The 17,000-nt window shown below is 75.0% G+C and carries 12 protein-coding genes; 7 read left to right on the top strand and 5 right to left on the bottom strand.

The window, feature by feature from the left end:
- Nucleotides 1–27: 27 nt before the first annotated feature.
- The 3 genes from abc-f to ACF1AG_RS30935 form a co-directional block, all read right to left on the bottom strand.
- Nucleotides 28–1,689: a ribosomal protection-like ABC-F family protein gene (abc-f, locus tag ACF1AG_RS30945; RefSeq protein ID WP_387798354.1), complete on the bottom strand. Its 1,662-nt coding sequence runs from the start codon at nucleotides 1,687–1,689 to the stop codon at nucleotides 28–30.
- Nucleotides 1,690–1,859: 170 nt separating this feature from the next.
- Complete coding sequence (locus tag ACF1AG_RS30940) at nucleotides 1,860–2,285, bottom strand: nuclear transport factor 2 family protein (protein WP_167742001.1); 426 nt, start codon at nucleotides 2,283–2,285, stop codon at nucleotides 1,860–1,862.
- 31 nt (nucleotides 2,286–2,316) lie between these two features.
- Nucleotides 2,317–3,045: an indole-3-glycerol-phosphate synthase gene (locus ACF1AG_RS30935; RefSeq protein ID WP_359751115.1), complete on the bottom strand. Its 729-nt coding sequence runs from the start codon at nucleotides 3,043–3,045 to the stop codon at nucleotides 2,317–2,319.
- Nucleotides 3,046–3,218: 173 nt separating this feature from the next.
- Between ACF1AG_RS30935 and ACF1AG_RS30930 the strand changes: the two genes are divergently transcribed.
- Entirely contained in the window at nucleotides 3,219–6,092 is a 2,874-nt protein-coding gene (locus tag ACF1AG_RS30930) for a LuxR C-terminal-related transcriptional regulator (protein ID WP_391810752.1), read from the top strand.
- Between the two features lie 57 nt (nucleotides 6,093–6,149).
- Here the strand turns inward: ACF1AG_RS30930 and ACF1AG_RS30925 are convergent, their stop codons facing one another.
- A complete protein-coding gene (locus tag ACF1AG_RS30925; RefSeq protein WP_359601228.1) occupies nucleotides 6,150–7,601 on the bottom strand; it encodes an MFS transporter in 1,452 nt (483 codons plus the stop codon).
- Nucleotides 7,602–7,697: 96 nt separating this feature from the next.
- On the bottom strand, nucleotides 7,698–8,111 hold the full coding sequence (locus tag ACF1AG_RS30920) for a DUF3291 domain-containing protein (protein WP_093767699.1): 414 nt from the start codon (nucleotides 8,109–8,111) through the stop codon (nucleotides 7,698–7,700).
- A gap of 116 nt (nucleotides 8,112–8,227) precedes the next feature.
- Between ACF1AG_RS30920 and ACF1AG_RS30915 the strand changes: the two genes are divergently transcribed.
- The 6 genes from ACF1AG_RS30915 to ACF1AG_RS30890 all read left to right on the top strand — a co-directional run.
- Complete coding sequence (locus tag ACF1AG_RS30915) at nucleotides 8,228–8,905, top strand: MerR family transcriptional regulator (RefSeq protein ID WP_359751109.1); 678 nt, start codon at nucleotides 8,228–8,230, stop codon at nucleotides 8,903–8,905.
- A 252-nt stretch (nucleotides 8,906–9,157) separates the two neighbouring features.
- Entirely contained in the window at nucleotides 9,158–10,003 is an 846-nt protein-coding gene (locus ACF1AG_RS30910) for a BTAD domain-containing putative transcriptional regulator (protein ID WP_359601230.1), read from the top strand.
- A 641-nt stretch (nucleotides 10,004–10,644) separates the two neighbouring features.
- On the top strand, nucleotides 10,645–11,979 hold the full coding sequence (locus tag ACF1AG_RS30905; protein WP_391810751.1) for an NAD(P)/FAD-dependent oxidoreductase: 1,335 nt from the start codon (nucleotides 10,645–10,647) through the stop codon (nucleotides 11,977–11,979).
- Nucleotides 11,980–12,039: 60 nt separating this feature from the next.
- Nucleotides 12,040–12,327 (top strand): acyl carrier protein, encoded by a 288-nt coding sequence (locus tag ACF1AG_RS30900; protein ID WP_359601231.1) that lies wholly within the window; start codon nucleotides 12,040–12,042, stop codon nucleotides 12,325–12,327.
- Nucleotides 12,317–13,195, top strand: a complete 879-nt coding sequence (locus ACF1AG_RS30895; RefSeq protein WP_387798364.1) for a thioesterase domain-containing protein — start codon at nucleotides 12,317–12,319, stop codon at nucleotides 13,193–13,195. Before ACF1AG_RS30900 ends, ACF1AG_RS30895 begins: the two co-directional genes overlap by 11 nt.
- A gap of 107 nt (nucleotides 13,196–13,302) precedes the next feature.
- Nucleotides 13,303–17,000 (top strand): beta-ketoacyl synthase N-terminal-like domain-containing protein (locus ACF1AG_RS30890; RefSeq protein WP_391810750.1); only part of this gene is annotated, 3,698 nt, incomplete at its 3' end.

Genomic DNA, 17,000 nt, shown 5'->3' with positions numbered 1-17,000 from the left:
AGACGTTGGCGCAGGTGTCGGAGGCGCTCAGGCCGGGGTCGGTTCGCCGTTCGCGTTCCCCCGGGGACCAGCCGGTGAGTGGGATGTGAGGGGGAGGTGGGTGCCGGTCCAGTGGGTGCGCAGGCGGCGGTCGTGGGAGACCAGGAGGATCGTGCCCGGGTAGTCGGCCAGGGCCTGTTCGAGGTCTTCGATGAGGGACGGGGAGAGGTGGTTGGTGGGTTCGTCCAGCAGGAGGACGTCGCTCGGGCGGCTCAGCAGGCGGGCCAGGGCCAGGCGTTGGCGCTGGCCGGTGGACAGGTCGGTGACCCGGCTGGTGAGGCGGTCGACGGTGAACAGGCCCAGGGCGAGGAGGGTTTCGGTGTGCTCGTCCGGGTGGCCGGGCAGGCCGCGGGCGAAGGCCTGCAGCACCGTCTCCCCCGCCCGGCCCGGCGCGGGCTCCTGCGGAAGATGACCGATCCGGCCCCGCCGGGCGACCCGGCCTGCGTCGGGGGCGAGGCGGCCGGCCAGGACCGTCAGCAGGGTGCTCTTGCCGGTGCCGTTCGGGCCCGTGATCAGCAGGCGCTCCCCCGCCTTCACCGTCACATCGGTCGGGGCCAGGCGGCCGGTCACCGTGACGCCCGTTGCTTCCAGGACCGTGCCCTGCAGGCTGCCGCCCTTGGGTGAGGCAAGCGTGAAGCGCAAGGGCTCCGGGGGTTTCGGAACCGGGTCCGCGAGAAGGCGGCGCAGGCGTTCTTCCGCGTTGCGGATGCGGCCGGCCACGGACTGCTGGACGCGGCCCGCGGCGCGGTCGTAGGCCATCTTGTTGCCGTCCTTCATCCCCCGGCCGGGGGCGACGCGGCGGGCGGTGACCGCGGCCGCTTCCCGTTGCGCTGCTACGTCTGATTCCCAGCGGGCGTACTCCTGTTGCCAGCGGCGGCGGGCGGCGGCCTTCTCGGCGAGGTAGCCGGTGTAGCCGTTGCCGTAGCGGCTGACCGTGCGACGGTCCGCGTCCACCTCCAGGAGCGTGGTGGTGACCCGGTCCAGGAAGGTGCGGTCGTGGGAGACCGCGATCGTGGTGCCGGGGCGGGTGCGCAGGTGGTCCTCGAGCCAGGTCAGGGCCTGGTCGTCGAGGTGGTTGGTCGGCTCGTCCAGCAGCAGGACCTCCGGAGACGCGGCGAGGAGTGCGGCCAGGCGCAGGCGGACCTGCTCACCTCCGGAGAGGTCGCCGATCGCGCGGGTACGGGGCAGGTGGGCCAGGCCCAGACCGTGCAGCGCGCGCTCCACCCGGGCGTCGGCCTCGTAGCCGCCGCGCAGTTCGAACGCCGTGAGCAGGTCACCGTATTCGGCCAGCACCTGGGCGTTGTCCCCTGTGCTGCCGGCCATGGCGGCTTCGAGGTCGCGCATGCGGGCCTGCATCGCGCGCAGGTCGCTCAGCGCCTCGTCCACCGCCTGCTGGACCGTGTGATGCGCGGGCAGGGTGCCGTCCTGGGGGAGGTAGCCGACGCCGCCGTCCGCCCGCACCGTCACCTCACCACTGTCCGGCCGCTCGGCGCCGGCCAGCAGACGGAGCAACGTGGACTTGCCCGAACCGTTCTCCCCGATGATCCCGGTGCGTTCACCCGCGGCCAGGGTGCAGGAGACCGCGTCAAGGACGAGACGGCCGTTGTACGACTTCGAGACCGAGCGGACGGTGATCTGCGTGGGCAACAAGAACCTCCCTGGTGATGGCCCCCACACATAGTCAAACGCGGTGCGCGGCGTGCGGATGGGGTGTCTCGAGTGGTTCTCGAGTGTGCGGCGGAGGGAGGTCCGGCAGGGCCGCGGACGGGGGGTGACGCGGCCCTGCCGGAGCGGGTGGGGGCCCTGGGCGGGCCCGGCGGTCAGAGGTTGTCGCCCCAGCCGCCCTGGATCATGGTCTGGAACGCCCAGGCGCCGTCCTTGCGGACGAGCACGTCGGCGTAGTCGGTCTCGTAGGTCTGGTCGCCCGCGGTGACGACGGAGTGGGTGAAGACCACCGCCATGGAGGCGGAGAGGAAGACCGGGGTGCGGGTGTTGCGGAAGGTGACCTCCTGGGTGCCGTCGCCCATGACGTGGGCCATGGTCTCGACGAACTGGCGGCGGTCCCACTGGGCCGACCTGCCGTTGCCCGCCGAGTCGTCGCTGATCAGGTTGAGCGGGAACACCGCCTGGTCCGCCATGCGTTCGACATCGCACTTGGTGCACAGCAGGTCGTACTGCTCGAACCAGGCGTCGAGGCTCGCGCGGTCCTCGGCGGTGGGGGTGTAGCCGGTCTGGGGCAGGGTCACGCAGGGCTCCCGGGTGGTGCGGTCCAGCTGTTCAAGTTTGACTACAGGCCACCCTAGACGGAACTCGGCGCTCCGCCAAAAGTCCGGACCCGGCCGCGGACCAGGCCCCGGGGTCCTCGGACCGCAGCAGCGCCGTGCCGATCAGCAGGCCCCGGTAGCCGGCCGCGAGCAGCCCGGCCGCGGCCGACGGCGTGTCGATGCCGCTGGCACTGACCGGGCAGGGCGTGCCCGACGCCCGCAGGGCCGGCAGCAGGGCGTGACTGCGGGAGAGGTCGGCCGGATCGCGTTCCCGGGCCCTGATGTCCTTGTTGTTGACGGCGATCACGCAGTCACCGGGCCGGGGCACCCGCTCCAGCTCCGCCTCGGAGGTGATCTCGACGAACGGGGTGAGACCCTCGCGCAGCGCCGCGTCGACCAGGGTGCGCAGGGCCGACACCGGGAGCAGTCCCGCGGTCAGCAGGACGGCGGAGGCGCCGAGCTCGCGGGCGTCGGTCAGCTGGGCGCGGCGGGTGATGAAGTCCTTCTGCAGCAGCGGCACGGAGGTGTGGCGGGCGACCTCGCGCAGCAGGGCGGGGGTGCCGCCGAACCAGCGGCCGGTCACCACCGACAGGCAGGGCGCGCCCGCTTCCTCGTAGGCGGCCACGAGGTCGGCGGGGGTGCGGCCCGCGACGAGGTCGGCGCCGTGCGCGTCGCGCGGTTTGATCTCCATCACCAGCGGGTGTCGCGCCCCGAGCAGCGCCTCGACGAATGCGGAGTCCATGACCGCCGTTGTACGGCGCGGAGTTGGTGTGCCGGTGGAGTCCGTGGCGGTCCCGGGGGGTCGAGGGGTTCTCGAGTGGGCCGAGAGCGGAGGCGCTTAGTCAGGGTCCGGGCGGGTGTCCGTGGGCCGTCACCCGTGCCGTGCTGACGCCGGTTCACCGGACGGGGAGACACATGCCGATCGACACGGGGCAGCAGTGGGTGCTGGCGGGACGCGAGAGCGAACTCGGCGCTGCGGGCGCGGCGTTGCGGCAGGGCGGGGGTGTGCTGCTGACGGGGGGTCCCGGTGTGGGCAGGACCCGGCTGCTGGCCGCCGTGCTGGAGGAGGCCGCGGCGGCGGGGCGCACGGTGGTGACGGTCGGCGGGGTGGGCGGCCGGCGGGGGTCCGGTGGGGTGCGGGCGTTCGGCTCGGTCGCGGAGTGCCTGTGGTGGCTGCGGCAGTCCGGGGGCGGGCAGCGGGTGGTGCTCGGCTGTGACGACGCCCATCTGCTCGACGAGGCGGACGCCCACCGGGTGTACCGGACGGCCGCGGCGGGGCAGTTGGCGGTGGCCGCGACGGTGCGGCAGGACGCCCGGCATCCGGTGGGCGTGGACCGGCTGTGGGTGGAGCAGCTGGTGGAGCGGGTCGAGGTGGCCCCCTTCGACCGGACCGCGACGGCGGCGATGCTGCGGGCGCGGCTGGGCGGCCGGCTGGACGCCGGCTCGCTGGAGCGGCTGTGGTCGGCGACGCAGGGCAATGCGCTGGTCCTGCGTGAGCTGGTGGAACATGCCCTGGACGAGGGGTCGTTGCGGCGGGAGCGGGAGGTGTGGAGCTGGTCGGGCCTGGCGGGCGGTCCGCCCCGGCGGCTGGCCGACGTGCTGCTGCTGTGGCTGCGGGATCTGTCGGCGCAGGAGGAGGAGCTGGTCGGCATGCTGGCGGTCGCCGAGCCGCTGGAGGCGGACGCCGTCGCGCGGCGCGGGCTGGCGTCCGCCGCCGAGGCGCTGAGCCGGCGGGGCGTCGTACGGGTGGAGCAGACGGGCCGGCGGGTGCGGCTGCGGCTGGCACTGCCGCTGGCCGGCCGGACGGTCGTGTCGCGGATGCCCGCGCTGACCGCGCGCCGGCTGCGGCTGCAGGCCGCCGAGGCGATCGAGGACGGTGAGCGCACCGGTCCGGACGAGGTGCTGCGCACGGTCACCCTGCGGGTCGCCGCGGGGCTCGTGCCGGAGCGGCGCCTGCTGCTGGAGGCGGCGCGTACGGCGGTGCGGCGTCAGGAGTTCGCCCGCGCCGAGCAGTTGTGCCGGCTGGTGACGGACGAGGACTCCGGTGAGCGCGGGGCCGGCCGTGCGGAGGGCGGGAGCGGGGAGGTGGCGCTGCTGCTGGGGCGGGTGCTGGCCGGGCAGGGCCGCCACGAGGAGGCCGAGGAGGTGTTCGCCTCCGTGCGGGGGTGCCCGGGCGGCGCGGCCGGGCGGGCCGAGGCGGTCGCGGCGAGGGTGGCGAACATCGCCTTCGGACTGGGGCGTGTCGAGACGGCCGCGGCGGTGCTGGAGGAGGAACAGCGCCGGCTGGGCGGTGCGGGCGCCGGGTCGCTGCTGACCGCCCGTGCGGTGCTCGCCGTGCTGGCCGACCGGCTGCCGGAGGCGGTGGCGGCCGGGGAGGCGGTCGTGGGCCTGGGTGGGCCGGGTCCGGTGCCGGCCGGAGGGGAAGCGGTTGCGGCCCCGGCCGGACGGGGCGAAGGGGCGGCGGGCGGCTCGTCCGGCGGGACGGGGGCGGGCGAGCGGGCCGGTGCGGCCGGGCTGCTGCCGGTGGTGGCGTTCGCCCGCGCCGAACTCGGCGATCCGGGCGGCGCGTCGGCGTTGCTGGCGTCCTGGGCCCGGCAGGCCGAGGCGTGGCCGGAGGAGGCGCTGCTGGACTTCCGCTCGGTGGCGGCGCACTGCGCGCTGGTGCAGGGCGATCTGCGGGCGGCGGGCACGGCGGTCGCCCGCCTGGTCCGCGGGGCCGCGGGGGCCGGCCGGCTGGGGCAGCTGCGGGCGTGGGTGTACCAGGCGCGGCTGCTGCGCCGGCGCGGACGGCCCGAGGACGCGGCGGCGTTGCTGTGGCAGGCGGGTGCGGTGCGGGCGGGGTACGACTGGCTGACGTCGCCGTCGTGGGTGCTGGCGCAGCTGGCCGGGGCGCTGGCGGAGGCGGGGCGGCACGGTGAGGCGCTGCGGACGCTCGCCGAGGCGCGCTCCGCGCAGCGGGCCGGGGTGCGCAGGCCGGTGCTGGACGATGCGATCGGCTTCGAGCGTGCGGTGGTGCTCGCGCACGCGGGAGACCGGTCGGGGGCCGCGGCGCAGGCGCTGGAGGTCGCCGGCCGGGCCGAGGCGGGCGGGCGGCTGCCGGCCGCGATCGCGGCGCTGCATCTGGCGGCTCGGGCGACGGACGCGGCGCCGTCGGCGGCCCGGGTGCAGCGGCTGGCGCTGCGGTGCCGGGCGGAGGAGGCGCGGCTGCAGGCGGAGCAGGTACGGGCGCTGGCGCGGGGCGACGCCGAGGCGCTGGTGGCGGTGGCCGGTCGGTTCCGGTCGCTGGCGGCGCTCCCGGCCGCGGCCGAGGCCGCCGAGCAGGCGGGCCGCGTGCACCGGGCGGCGGGGCGGCGCAGGAAGGGGCGGCTGGCGAGTGCGGCGGCGCAGGAGCTGTGCGCGCGGTTCGGGGGTGCGCTGCCGCCGTGGGCGGAGCCCGGGGAGCGGGGTACGGACGTCACGGCGGCGCTGACGACCCGGGAGCGGGAGGTGGCCGCGCTGGCGGCGGGCGGGCTGTCCAACCGGGAGATAGCGGACCGGCTGGTGGTGTCGGTGCGGACCGTGGAGAACCATCTGCACCGCGTGTACCACAAGCTGGGGGTGGTGCAGCGTGCCGATCTGTCGGAGCTGCTGGTGACCCGTCCGGTCCCCGACGGCGGGGGCGCGGGGGCCGTGGGCGCCGGGAGGACGGCACAGGCCGGGCGGGCGGCGCGCCCCCGTCCCCGGCCGGCGGGCGCCGAGGAGCGGGGGCGGTGCGCGATGTGCGCGCAGCCGCTGGGCTCCGTGGGGTGAGCCGCCGGAACCCGGAGGGTACCGGCGGGGAGGGAGCCCCGGGTCTCCGGCCTCCCGTCAGGCGGGGGCCGGAGTCCTGTCCTGGTCGGGGGTGGACGGTTCCGGGGTGGTGTCGTGGGCGGGGCGGGGGATGGCGAGGGCGCACAGGGCGCCGGCGAGGACGACGGCGACGCCCGTCCAGACGGCGGGGCGCAGCCCGTCGACGAACTGCTGGGGGCCGCCGTGGTCGCTGCCGTGGTGGAGGAAGACCGTGCTCAGCACGGCGATGCCGAGGGCGCCGCCGATCTCGCGGACGGTGGTGTTGGCGCCGGAGGCCTTGCCGTGGTGTTCCCGGGCGACCGAGCCGAGGACGACGGCCGCCGTGGGCGCGAAGGCGAAGCCCATGCCCGCCCCGGCGATCACCATGCCGCCGACCAGCCGGGAGTAGGGGGTGTCCGGGCCGGCCACCAGGGCGAGCCAGGCCAGTCCGGCGGCCTGGAGGAACAGGCCGAGCGCCATCAGCCGTCCGCCGCCCACCCGGTCGGTGAGCGCGCCTGCCAGCGGGGCGATGAACATCGGCATCAGCGTCCAGGCCAGGGTGAGGACACCGGCGTGCAGCGGGCTGCGTTCCGGGGCGACCTGGAGGTACTGGGCGAGCAGGAAGATCGACCCGAAGACGCCGAAGTACATCGCCACGGAGACGACGTTGGACAGGACGAACGGGCGGATCCGGTAGAAGGACAGCGGGAGCAGCGGCTGCCGGGCGCGGCGTTCCCACAGCACGAACGCGGTCAGCAGGACGGCTGCGGCGGCGAAGGCGCCGAGGACGGTGCGGGAGGTCCAGCCGTCGGACTCGCCGTGGACGATGGCCCAGACGACCGCGACCAGGCCGCCGGTGGCGAGGGCCATGCCGGCCAGGTCGATGCGGGTGCCGGGCAGGCTGCTCTCGCGCAGCACGGCCAGGGCGAGCGGGACGGCGACGAGACCGACGGGCACGTTGATCCAGAAGATCCACTGCCAGCCGAGGCCGTCGGCGACCGCGCCGCCCACGACCGGTCCGAGGGCGACGGCCAGGCCGCTGACGGCGGACCACAGTCCGAGGGCCAGGCTGCGCAGCCGGTCGGGCACCGCCTGTGCCAGCAGTGTCAGGGACAGGGGCATCACGGCCGCGGCGCCGACGCCCTGGGCGGCCCGGCCGGCGATGAGCTCGCCGCTGGTGTCGGCGAAGGCGCAGGCGAGCGAGGCGAGGGTGAAGGCGGCGATGCCGAGGACGAACAGGCGTCGCCTGCCGAAGCGGTCGCCGAGGGCGGCGCCGGTCAGCAGCAGGCAGGCGAAGCTGAGGACGTAGGCGTTGACGAACCACTGGAGGTCGGTGGTGTCGGCCTGGAACTCGGCGGCGAAGGTGCGCAGCGCCGTGGAGACGACCAGGTTGTCGAGGGCGACCATGAACATGGGGACGCTGCACGCGACGATGGACAGCCACAGGGGCGGGCGGCGGCGCTCGGCCGCGCTGAGCGGTGCGGTGCTCAAGAGGACTCCTCGGGGAGGCGGGGCTCGGTGCGGCCTCGGGGAAGGTGGTTCCGGCCCGGGGACGGGGGTGCCCCGGGCCGGAGGTCTTTGCGCGGCTCAGGCGTCGCCCGCCGCGTCGGTGCGCGCCTGCTCCGTCAGGCGGCGCCTGGCGTCGTCCCAGGTGATGGGCAGTCCGGTGGTGTCGACTTCCCAGAAGGTGAAGGTGGAGGCGCGCATCGTGGAGCGCAGCGACGTCATGATGCCGCGGTGCGGTTCGGTCCTGGCGTAGGCGTAGAGGGCGTCGCGGTCCTGCCAGGCGGACAGCGTGTAGAAGACGCGCCGGGCGGGCTGCGCGATCAGTGAGGCGCCGTAGGCGCCGGGGGCCGAGCGGACCTGTTTCCAGGCGGCCAGGGAGCGGAGGAAGAAGCGGGGCACGTCCTTGAGCGTCCGCACTTCGAAGCGGGACGCCATGACGAACGCCGTGCCGTGCGGCGGGGGCGGATTCGGGACGGTCCAGGGAAGTGTGGGCACCGTGGTCTCGCCTTCTGGAGTGGTGAGTGGCACTATCCATCGTAGGCCGTTATGGACAGTGGCACTAGCCGTTATCCGGTGGACAATGGAAAACAGGACGAGCAGGAAGCGGACCGATGCGTATCTCCGAGCTGAGCCGCCGCAGCGGGGTCTCCATCCCCACGATCAAGTACTACCTGCGGGACGGTCTGCTGCCCGCGGGCCGTCCCACCGCCGCCAACCAGGCCGAGTACGACGAGGACCACGTGCGCCGGCTGCGGCTGATCCGCTCCCTGATCGGGGTCCGCGGGCTGTCCGTGAGCGCCACCAAGGACGTCCTGGCCGCGGTGGACGAACAGCAGGGCGACGTGCATCTGCTGCTCGGGCTGGTGCTCGGCGCGCTGCCCGTGGAGCGGTCCGGTCGGCCGCCTCGCCGGGACGGCGCCGCGGAACCGGCCGGCGCCGGGGCCGCGGAACCGGCCGGTGCGAGGGACGCCGCCGAGGACGTGGCCGCGCTGACCGCCGAGATGGGCTGGAAGACGTCCCCGAACCCGCCCGCCGCGCAGGTGGTCGCCGAGACGCTGGAGACGATGCGGGCGCTCGGGGTGGACTACGACTGGCGCTCCCTCGTCCCGTACGCCGAACTCGCCGACCGGGCGGCGAGGCTCGACCTCGACCAGTTGCGGGACGCGGGCGACCCGCTGCAGCAGGCCGAACGGGCCGTCCTGCTGACCGTGCTGCTGGAGCCCGCGCTGCTGGCCCTGCGGCGGCTCGCGCAGGAGCACCACTCGGCGCTGCGCTTCGGCAACGGCTGACGCGGCCGCCGGCGCCGTGCGCCTCGGCGTGCGGGCGCGGGTGCGGGGGCGGGAGCGGAACAGGGGCATGGCGTCAGGAAAGCAGGGGCTCCCCCGCCCGCGCCTGAGTGGACGTCACTCAGCTTCGGGCCGGCCGCGGGGCGGCGCGGGCGCCGGGTGATGAGTGACCGCCACTCAGGCGCGGGCGCCGGCCGCGTGGTGGACTCGGCGTCGAGGGCGAACCGGGCCCGACGCCGTACGGGGGAGACAGCCATGCAGTTCAGGATGCTCGGACCGCTGCAGATGTACGACGACAGAGGGCGAGCGGTCACGGAACTGACCAGCCCCATGCAGCAGCGGCTGCTGAAGGCGCTGCTGGCGCACCCCAACACCCTCGTCCCCGTCTCCGTCCTGGTGCGGGAGCTGTGGGGCGGCCGGCCTCCGCACAAGGCGGGCAACGCCCTGCAGGCCCACGTCTCCCGGCTGCGCCGGGCCATGGAGCGGGCGGAGCCCGGCGGCCCGGGAGCGGCCCGGCTCGTGGCCCGCGACGCGGGATACCTGCTGCGGGTGGGCCCGGAGGAGCTGGACAGCGCGCGTTTCCGCCTCGGGGTGCGCCGGGCACGGGCCCTGGCCGGGAGCGACCCCGAGGAAGCCGGTCTGCTGCTCCGTCAGGCGCTGGGCCAGTGGCGGGGGGACGCGCTGGCGGGCCCCCGCGGACCCGCCGGGGACGCGCTGGCCGTCGTACTGGAGCAGGAACGGCTCGGCGCGCTGGAGGCCGTGTTCGACCTGGCGCTGCTGACCGGGCAGCACCGGCGGATCGTGCCGGAACTGCGCGAGGCGGTTGTCGCCCACCCGGCCCGCCCGCGGTTCCGCGAGCAGCTGGGCCGGGCCCTGGCGGGTCCGCGCAGGATGCCGCCGGTCGGCGGTGGACGGGCCCTGCGGCCGGTCCCCCCGGCCCCGGGTGACGCCCGCTTCGGCAGGGCGGGCCGGGACGGCGGCGCGGACAGCGGTGAACTGGAACGGCTGCGTGCCCTCGTGGAGCGGATCGCGTCGGACCAGCACGCCCTGCGGTCGGCGATCGCCCAGCTGAGCGAGCTGGTGGGGCGGACCGCCGCGTAGGCTCCGCGGCCGGGCCCGCGGAGCCGCCGAGGGTGGCGGACCGGCGGCGGCCCCCTCCCCCCTCCGACGCGCCGCCACGGGCCTTCTGCGCCCGCACACCGTCCCGTTGTGCAGCGGCAGGCCCGCCGGGCGCGCCGGGCTTACGGCGATCCCCCCGACCGGCCGCCATGAGTTCCCGTGAGCCTCCCGGCCGCGTGCCGTCCCGGCGCGGGGCGGTGGGGTGCGGCTCCGTGCCTGGCCGCCGTGCTGGCGGTCCGTGCGGGGGTCCTTGCGGGGGGCGTGCGGGCGGTCCTTGCGGGGGTCGGTGCGCGGGGGGCGTGCGGGCGGGCCTTGAGGAGGTGCCTTGCGGGGAGGGCGTGCGGGCGGTCCTTGAGGAGGTGCCTTGCGGGGGGGGCGTGCGCGGGGGGCGTGCGGGCGGGCCTTGCGCAGGGGCCTTGCGGGGGTCCGTGCTGCGGGGCCATGCGATGAGTACCGGCCATGCGGAGTGCCGGCGGCCGTGGCCCGGTGGTGCCGGGTGGCCGGTTTCCCGGTCGTCCGGGGGCCGCGGATCCCCGAGGCAGAAGGCGGTTTTCGATTCCGTGTATCCGGGAGGCCGCCGCCGCCTCTGTCTGAATCGACGGTCTCGTTCGAGACAGCACGACGTGTTCATCAATGCCGGTCGGAGGCTGACTGTGAAAGCACGAGTGGCGGTCGTGGGAGGTGGCGTGGCCGGCGTTTCCGCCGCCTACCACCTGCGTGACGACGCACAGGTCACGTTGTTCGAGTCGGAATCCCGGCTGGGAGGCCACGCCAACACCATCGAGGTCGAGGACTCGGGCCGCACCCTGGGCCTCGACACGGCGTTCATCGTGTACAACGAACCCCACTACCCCACGCTGACGCGGTTCTTCGCGGACCTGGGGGTGGCCACCCAGAGCCATCCGGGGAAGTTCTCCTTCTTCGACCTGGACGCGCAGACGACGTACGTGTCCGACGACTTCGAGCTGCCGGAGGAGGAGATCCGGGCACGCTACCCGGACGACTTCGTCCAGCTGTGGCAGGAGGCGCGGCGCTTCCTGCGGGAGTCGCCGCGGCACTTCATGCGCAGGCAGGCGGACATCCCGCTGGGCGAGTACCTGGACCGGCACGGCTATTCGCAGGAGTTCCGGTACGGGTTCATCGTGCTCATCTCCACCGCCGCCTGGTCGGTGCCGGCCGAGCAGATCTGGGAGATGCCGGCGAGCACGGTGATCGCCTTCTTCTACGCGCACGGCGCCGAGGGCCTGGGCGGACGCACCGCCCCGTGGCGGACGGTCACCGGGGGAAGCATCAGCTACCTGCGGGCCGTCGAACGGGTGCTGCGCGAGGCGGGGGCGGACCTGCGGACGGGCACGCCGGTCACCCGCGTACGGGAGACCGACGACGGGGTGGAAGTACGGTCCGGTGCTGCCGAGTTGGGGCGGTACGACTACGTGGTGCTGGCCACGCACGCCGACGACGCGCTGCGCGTGCTGGAGAACCCCGACGAGCGGCAGCGCCGGCTTCAGGCCGTCCGCTACCACCCCACCCGCGCCACGCTGCACACCGACGCCGCCGTGATGCCCAAGGACACGGCGGGCTGGCGCAGCTGGAACTACGGGCGCCGGCAGGTGGACGGGCAGCAGGCGTCGTGGGTGAACTACTACCTCAACGACCTGCAGTGCCTGACGGCCTCCCGCGACTACTTCCTGACCCTGGACTCCGGCGTGCCGATCCGTGAGGAGTGCGTCGTCGCGGACATCTCCTACCGGCACCCGGTGTTCTCCCTGCCGGCCCGCCGGCTGCAGGCGGACATCCACTCGGTCAACGACTCCGGGTCCCGCGTCCGGTTCGCCGGGTCGTACTTCCACTCCCGGAAGATGGGGCCGGACATCATCGGCTCGCACGAGTCCGCCTTCGACTCCGGGAACGCGGCGGCCGAATCGATCCGGCGGTCCGCGCGGGCGGCCGCCGGCTGACCGGCCGTCCCCTCCTTTCCCGCTCCTTCACCACAACGCACCGCACCTGAGAGGTGGACCGTGTCCGAAACCATCGAAGGGCGCAGCTCCGCGCCGCTGACGCCCGCGGCCGTCCAGGCCTGGCTCGTCGAGAAGGTGGCACACAAGCTGGGCGTGCCGCCGTCCGACGTCGATCCCGACCAGTACTTCGACGAGTTCGACCTCGACTCCACGGAGGCCCTGGTGCTCTCCGGGGAGCTGGAGAACTGGCTCGGGTTCGAGCTCGAGACCACCGCCCTGTGGTACCACCCGACGATCGCCGAGCTGTCCCGCCACATAGTCGAGAGGCAGGCGGAGCATGCGGCCTAGCGCACGTCGTCCCGCCCCGCCGCTGGTCCGGGCGTTCGGTCCCGCGTCCGGCACGCCGCGGCGGCGGGTGCTCGTCGTGCACCCGGGCGCCCTGCCGGCCGGGCACTACGCGGAACTGGCGGCCGCGCTGCCCCCGGGCGCCGCGCTGCACGTGGTGGACCTGGAGCAGGTGCCGGAGTACTTCCAGGCCGCCCTGCGCGGCGGCCGGGCCGGCGTCACCGTGCCCGAGCTGGCCCGGCAGGCGGCGGACGCCCTGCGCTCGCAGGGGCTGTTCGACCGGCCGTGGACACTGGCGGGCTGGTCCTTCGGCGGGGTCGTGGGGCACGCCCTGACCGCGCACCTCGCGACGCACGAACTCCCCCGCCGCGCCGTGCTGCTGGACAGCATCGCCCCGGTGCCCGACTACATCCGCGATGACGAGGAGGTCGGCGCGGACCTGGTGCTCCCCTGGTTCTGCATGTATCTGGCCGCCAAGCGCGGCGGGACGCTCACGGCTCCCGTGCCGGGCCCGGCCGGCCCCGGCGACGTGGACGGCCCGCTGACCGCGGTGCTCGGCCAGGCGCTGGAGCACGGCGTGCTGCGGCCCGGCACGACACTGCCCGGACTGCGCAAGGTCTACGACGCCTACGTGGACGGGCTGCTGCGCAACAACCGGCTCGTGCGGGGCTTCCGGCCGGGCCCGGCCCGCGTCCCCGTCACCCTGCTGCGCCCGGAGCGCGGCCTGCTGGACACCCCGGCCCCCCTGGGCTGGGAGCAGCTCGCCGGCGATCTCACGGTCGAGCACACGCCCGGCGACCACTACACGATGCTGCGCGACCCGGTGGCCGTGAAGACCACCGCCGCGCGCGCCCTCGACAGCCGGACCTGAGGCGGCCCGGCCGCGGCGCAGCGCCCGCGGCCCCGCGCCCGCCCGGCCCGTACGGCCCCCGAAACGCCCACGCCCTTCCACACCCTGCCCCACGGCATGGAGTCGTCATGGTTCAGCACAGCACCACCAGCCGGAGGCTCGCCGACACGCCGATCGCGATCATCGGCCTGGGCGCGCTCTATCCGCGCTCCGGTGATCTCGGTGAGTTCTGGAACAACGTCGTCGACGGAACCGACTGCATCGAGGAGGTTCCCGAGACCCACTGGAAGATCTCCGACTACTACGACCCTGATCCGGCGGCACCGGACAAGACCTACGCCAAGCACGGCGGTTTCGTCCCCACCGTGCCCTTCAACCCGCTGGAGTTCGGGCTGCCGCCGAACACCCTCGAGGTGACCGACGTCCTGCAGCTGCTGAGCCTCACGGTGGCCAAGCAGACCCTGCGCGACGCGGGCGCCACCGGCTCCGGGTGGTACGACCCCTCCCGCACCGGTGTGGTGCTCGGCATCACCGGCGCCAACTCGCTGACCCAGCCGCTGGCCACGCGGCTGCAGACGCCGGTGCTCAAGGAGGTCGTGCGGTCCTGCGGGCTGAGCGAGCGGGACGCCGAGGAGATCGCGGACAAGTTCACCAAGGCGTTCGCGCCCTGGGAGGAGAACTCCTTCCCCGGGATGCTGGGCAACGTCGTCGCGGGCCGGATCGCGAACCGGTTCGACCTGGGCGGCACCAACTGCACCGTGGACGCGGCCTGCGCGAGCTCGCTGGCGGCCGTGCGCATGGCGGTGTCCGAGCTGGTGTCCGGGCGCGCCGACCTGATGCTCACGGGCGGCTGCGACGCGGAGAACACCATCCTGATGTACCTGTGCTTCTCCAAGACGCCGGCCTTCTCCCGCAGCGGACGCATCCGCCCGTTCGACGAGGACAGCGACGGCACGCTGATCGGTGAGGGCATCGGCATGCTCGCCCTGAAGCGCCTGGAGGACGCCGAGCGGGACGGGGACCGGATCTACGCCGTGCTGAAGGGTGTGGGCTCCTCCAGCGACGGCCGCTTCAAGAGCATCTACGCGCCGCGCCGCGAGGGCCAGGTCGTCGCGCTGCGGCGGGCGTACGAGGACGCCGGGTTCGGGCCGGAGCAGGTCGGTCTCGTGGAGTGCCACGGCACAGGCACCTCCGTCGGCGACCTGACGGAACTGACGGCGCTGCGCGACGTGTTCGGCGCGGCGACCGACGAGCGGCAGTTCGCCGCCGTGGGCAGCGTCAAGTCGCAGATCGGGCACACCAAGGCCGCGGCCGGCGCGGCGAGCCTGATCAAGGTGTCGCTGGCGCTGCACGAGCGGACGCTGCCGCCGACGATCAACGTGGAACGGCCGCGCGAGGCGGTGGACTTCGCGAACTCGCCGTTCTACCTCACCACCACGGCCAAGCCGTGGATCGCCGACCCGGCCCGTGAGCGGCGCCGTGCGGCGGTGTCGTCGTTCGGGTTCGGCGGGACCAACTTCCACTGCGTGCTGGAGGAGCACGACCCTGGCGACGCCGCCGAGCGGCAGGTGCTGGGTCCCGCGGTCCGGGTGCACGTGTGGCACGCCGCCGGTCCGGAGGAGCTGCTGGAACTGCTGGAGTCGCAGGAGCCCGGGCAGGACCCGGGCGAGCCGGTGCCGGCGGCGCACGCGCGGCTGGCCCTGGTGGCCCGCGACGACGAGGAGGCGACGGCGCTGCGGCGGACGGCCGCGGAGCGGCTGCGCAAGGATCCGCAGGCGTCGGCCTTCTCCCTGCCGCGCGGCGCGTTCTACCGGCGTGCGGCACTGGACGGCGGCGGCAAGGTGGCCGCGCTTTTCGCGGGCCAGGGCAGCCAGTACGTCGGCATGGGGGCCCGTGCGGCGCTGGCGGTGCCGCCGGTCGCCGCGGCCTTCGACGCCGCCGCCCGGCACTTCGCCGGTGAACGACCGCTCGGCTCAGTGGTGTTCGCGCCGACCGCCTTCGACGAGGAGACCCGTGAACGGCAGGAGGCGGAGCTGCGCCGCACCGACTACGCGCAGCCCGCGATCGGCGCGCTGGCGGCCGGGCAGTACCGCTACCTGGCCGGTCTGGGCTTCGCCCCGGACGGCGTCCTCGGTCACAGCTACGGCGAGCTGACCGCCCTCTGGGCGGCCGGCAGCCTCGGGGACGAGGACTTCTTCCGCCTGTCGCGGGCCCGCGGGGCGGCCATGGCGGCCCGGCCCGAGGGCGCCGAGGACCCGGGAGCGATGGCCTCGGTCAAGGCGGGGCTCGACCGGGTCACCGAACTGCTCGCCGGTCACGACGACGTCGTCGTGTGCAACGTCAACGCGCCCGAGCAGATCGTGGTCGGCGGCGGCACCGAGGCGGTCCGTGCGTTCGTCGCCGCGTGCGCCGAGGCGGGCGTCACGGCGCGGGAGCTGCCGGTCGCCGCGGCCTTCCACACCCGGTACGTGGCGCACGCCGTCGAGAGGTTCGGCGCCGCGGTGGCCTCCGCCCGGGTGCGGGCGCCGAAGGTGCCGGTGTTCGCCGACACGCCGGGCGCGAGCTACGGCAAGCGGATCGCCGCCAACCGCGAGGTGCTGGTGGGGCAGTTGGCCGCGCCGGTGCACTTCGCGCCGCGGGTGAACGAGATGTACGACGCCGGCTACCGCGTCTTCGTCGAGTTCGGCCCCCGGTCGGTGCTGTCCGGGCTGGTCCGCGCCACCCTCGACGGCCGTGACGACGTCGTCGTGCTCGGCGCCGACGCCGGCCCCGGCGGGGACGGCGACCGGGCGCTCAAGCAGCTCGCGGCCCAGCTGCTCGTCCTGGGCCTGCCGCTGACCCGCATCAACCGTCACATCGCAGACATCGAACCGGCAGCGCCGGCCGAGGGGATGACCATCCCGCTGAATGGAGTGAACCACGTGCCCGAGGCTCGCCGAGAGGCCTACCGGCAGGCTCTTGAGAACGGCTACACCGTCGCGTCCGCCGCCGGGGCCGACGCCCCCGCGCCCGACGCCGTCCCGTCCGCGGCGCCCGCCGCGCCGCTGCCCGCGGCTCCCCCGCCGGCGCCGGTGCCGGCCGCAGCGGGACAGGCGGCCGCGGCACAGTACCCGGCCGCCCCGCCGTACCCGGGCGGGCAGTCAGTGCCGTTCACCACCGGATACGTCACGACCGGCATGGTCGCGGGCGAACACCTGTCGATGCACCGGGAGTACCTGGACGGCCAGCTGCGGGTGGCCGACCGGCTCAGCGGGGTGCTGCTGGAGGAGACCGGGCGCGGCGGGCCCAGCGAGAACGTCGTCGCGGGCATCACCGCGGTCACCCAGCACAGCCTGGCGATCGGGCAGAGCCACGTCCAGGCCAGCGAAGTGCTGCGCAGCCTCGCCCAGATGGAGAGCGGCGTCGCGGTGACCGACGGCCGGACCGCGGCCGGCGGAGGCGCCGCCTTCGTCCCGGCGAACGGCAACGGCAACGGTCACGCGTACGCGTTCGCCGACGGCAACGGGTATCCGGCCGGTGTGAACGGCGACGGGTACGCCCTGGCGGGCGGCGGCGGTCAGACCGCGTACGCGGCGACGGCCCCCTCGTACGACGCGCAGGCGCCCGCGCTCGCCCCGGCGGCGGCCCCGGCCCCGGCGCCCGCCGTACCCGAGCCGGCGGCCGCCCCCGCCGCGCCGGAACCGGCCGCCGCGCCCGCGCCGGCCGCCACGTCGGCCGAGGAGGTGCGCAGGGTGCTCCTGGAGAGCGTCGCCGCCAAGACCGGCTACCCAGCCGACATGCTCGAGACCGGCATGGACATCGAAGCCGACCTCGGCATCGACTCCAT

The sequence above is a fragment of the Streptomyces sp. NPDC014764 genome, from assembly GCF_043082785.1.
Taxonomy (GTDB): domain Bacteria; phylum Actinomycetota; class Actinomycetes; order Streptomycetales; family Streptomycetaceae; genus Streptomyces; species Streptomyces althioticus.
This window is presented reverse-complemented; position numbering and strand designations above follow the sequence as displayed.

Coding starts and splice junctions, on each gene's coding strand:
- ACF1AG_RS30910 (WP_359601230.1), top strand. CDS start 9,158: ATGCAGTTCAGGATGCTCGGACCGCTGCAGATGTACGACGACAGAGGG.
- ACF1AG_RS30895 (WP_387798364.1), top strand. CDS start 12,317: ATGCGGCCTAGCGCACGTCGTCCCGCCCCGCCGCTGGTCCGGGCGTTC.
- ACF1AG_RS30930 (WP_391810752.1), top strand. CDS start 3,219: ATGCCGATCGACACGGGGCAGCAGTGGGTGCTGGCGGGACGCGAGAGC.
- ACF1AG_RS30935 (WP_359751115.1), bottom strand. CDS start 3,045: ATGGACTCCGCATTCGTCGAGGCGCTGCTCGGGGCGCGACACCCGCTG.
- ACF1AG_RS30915 (WP_359751109.1), top strand. CDS start 8,228: ATGCGTATCTCCGAGCTGAGCCGCCGCAGCGGGGTCTCCATCCCCACG.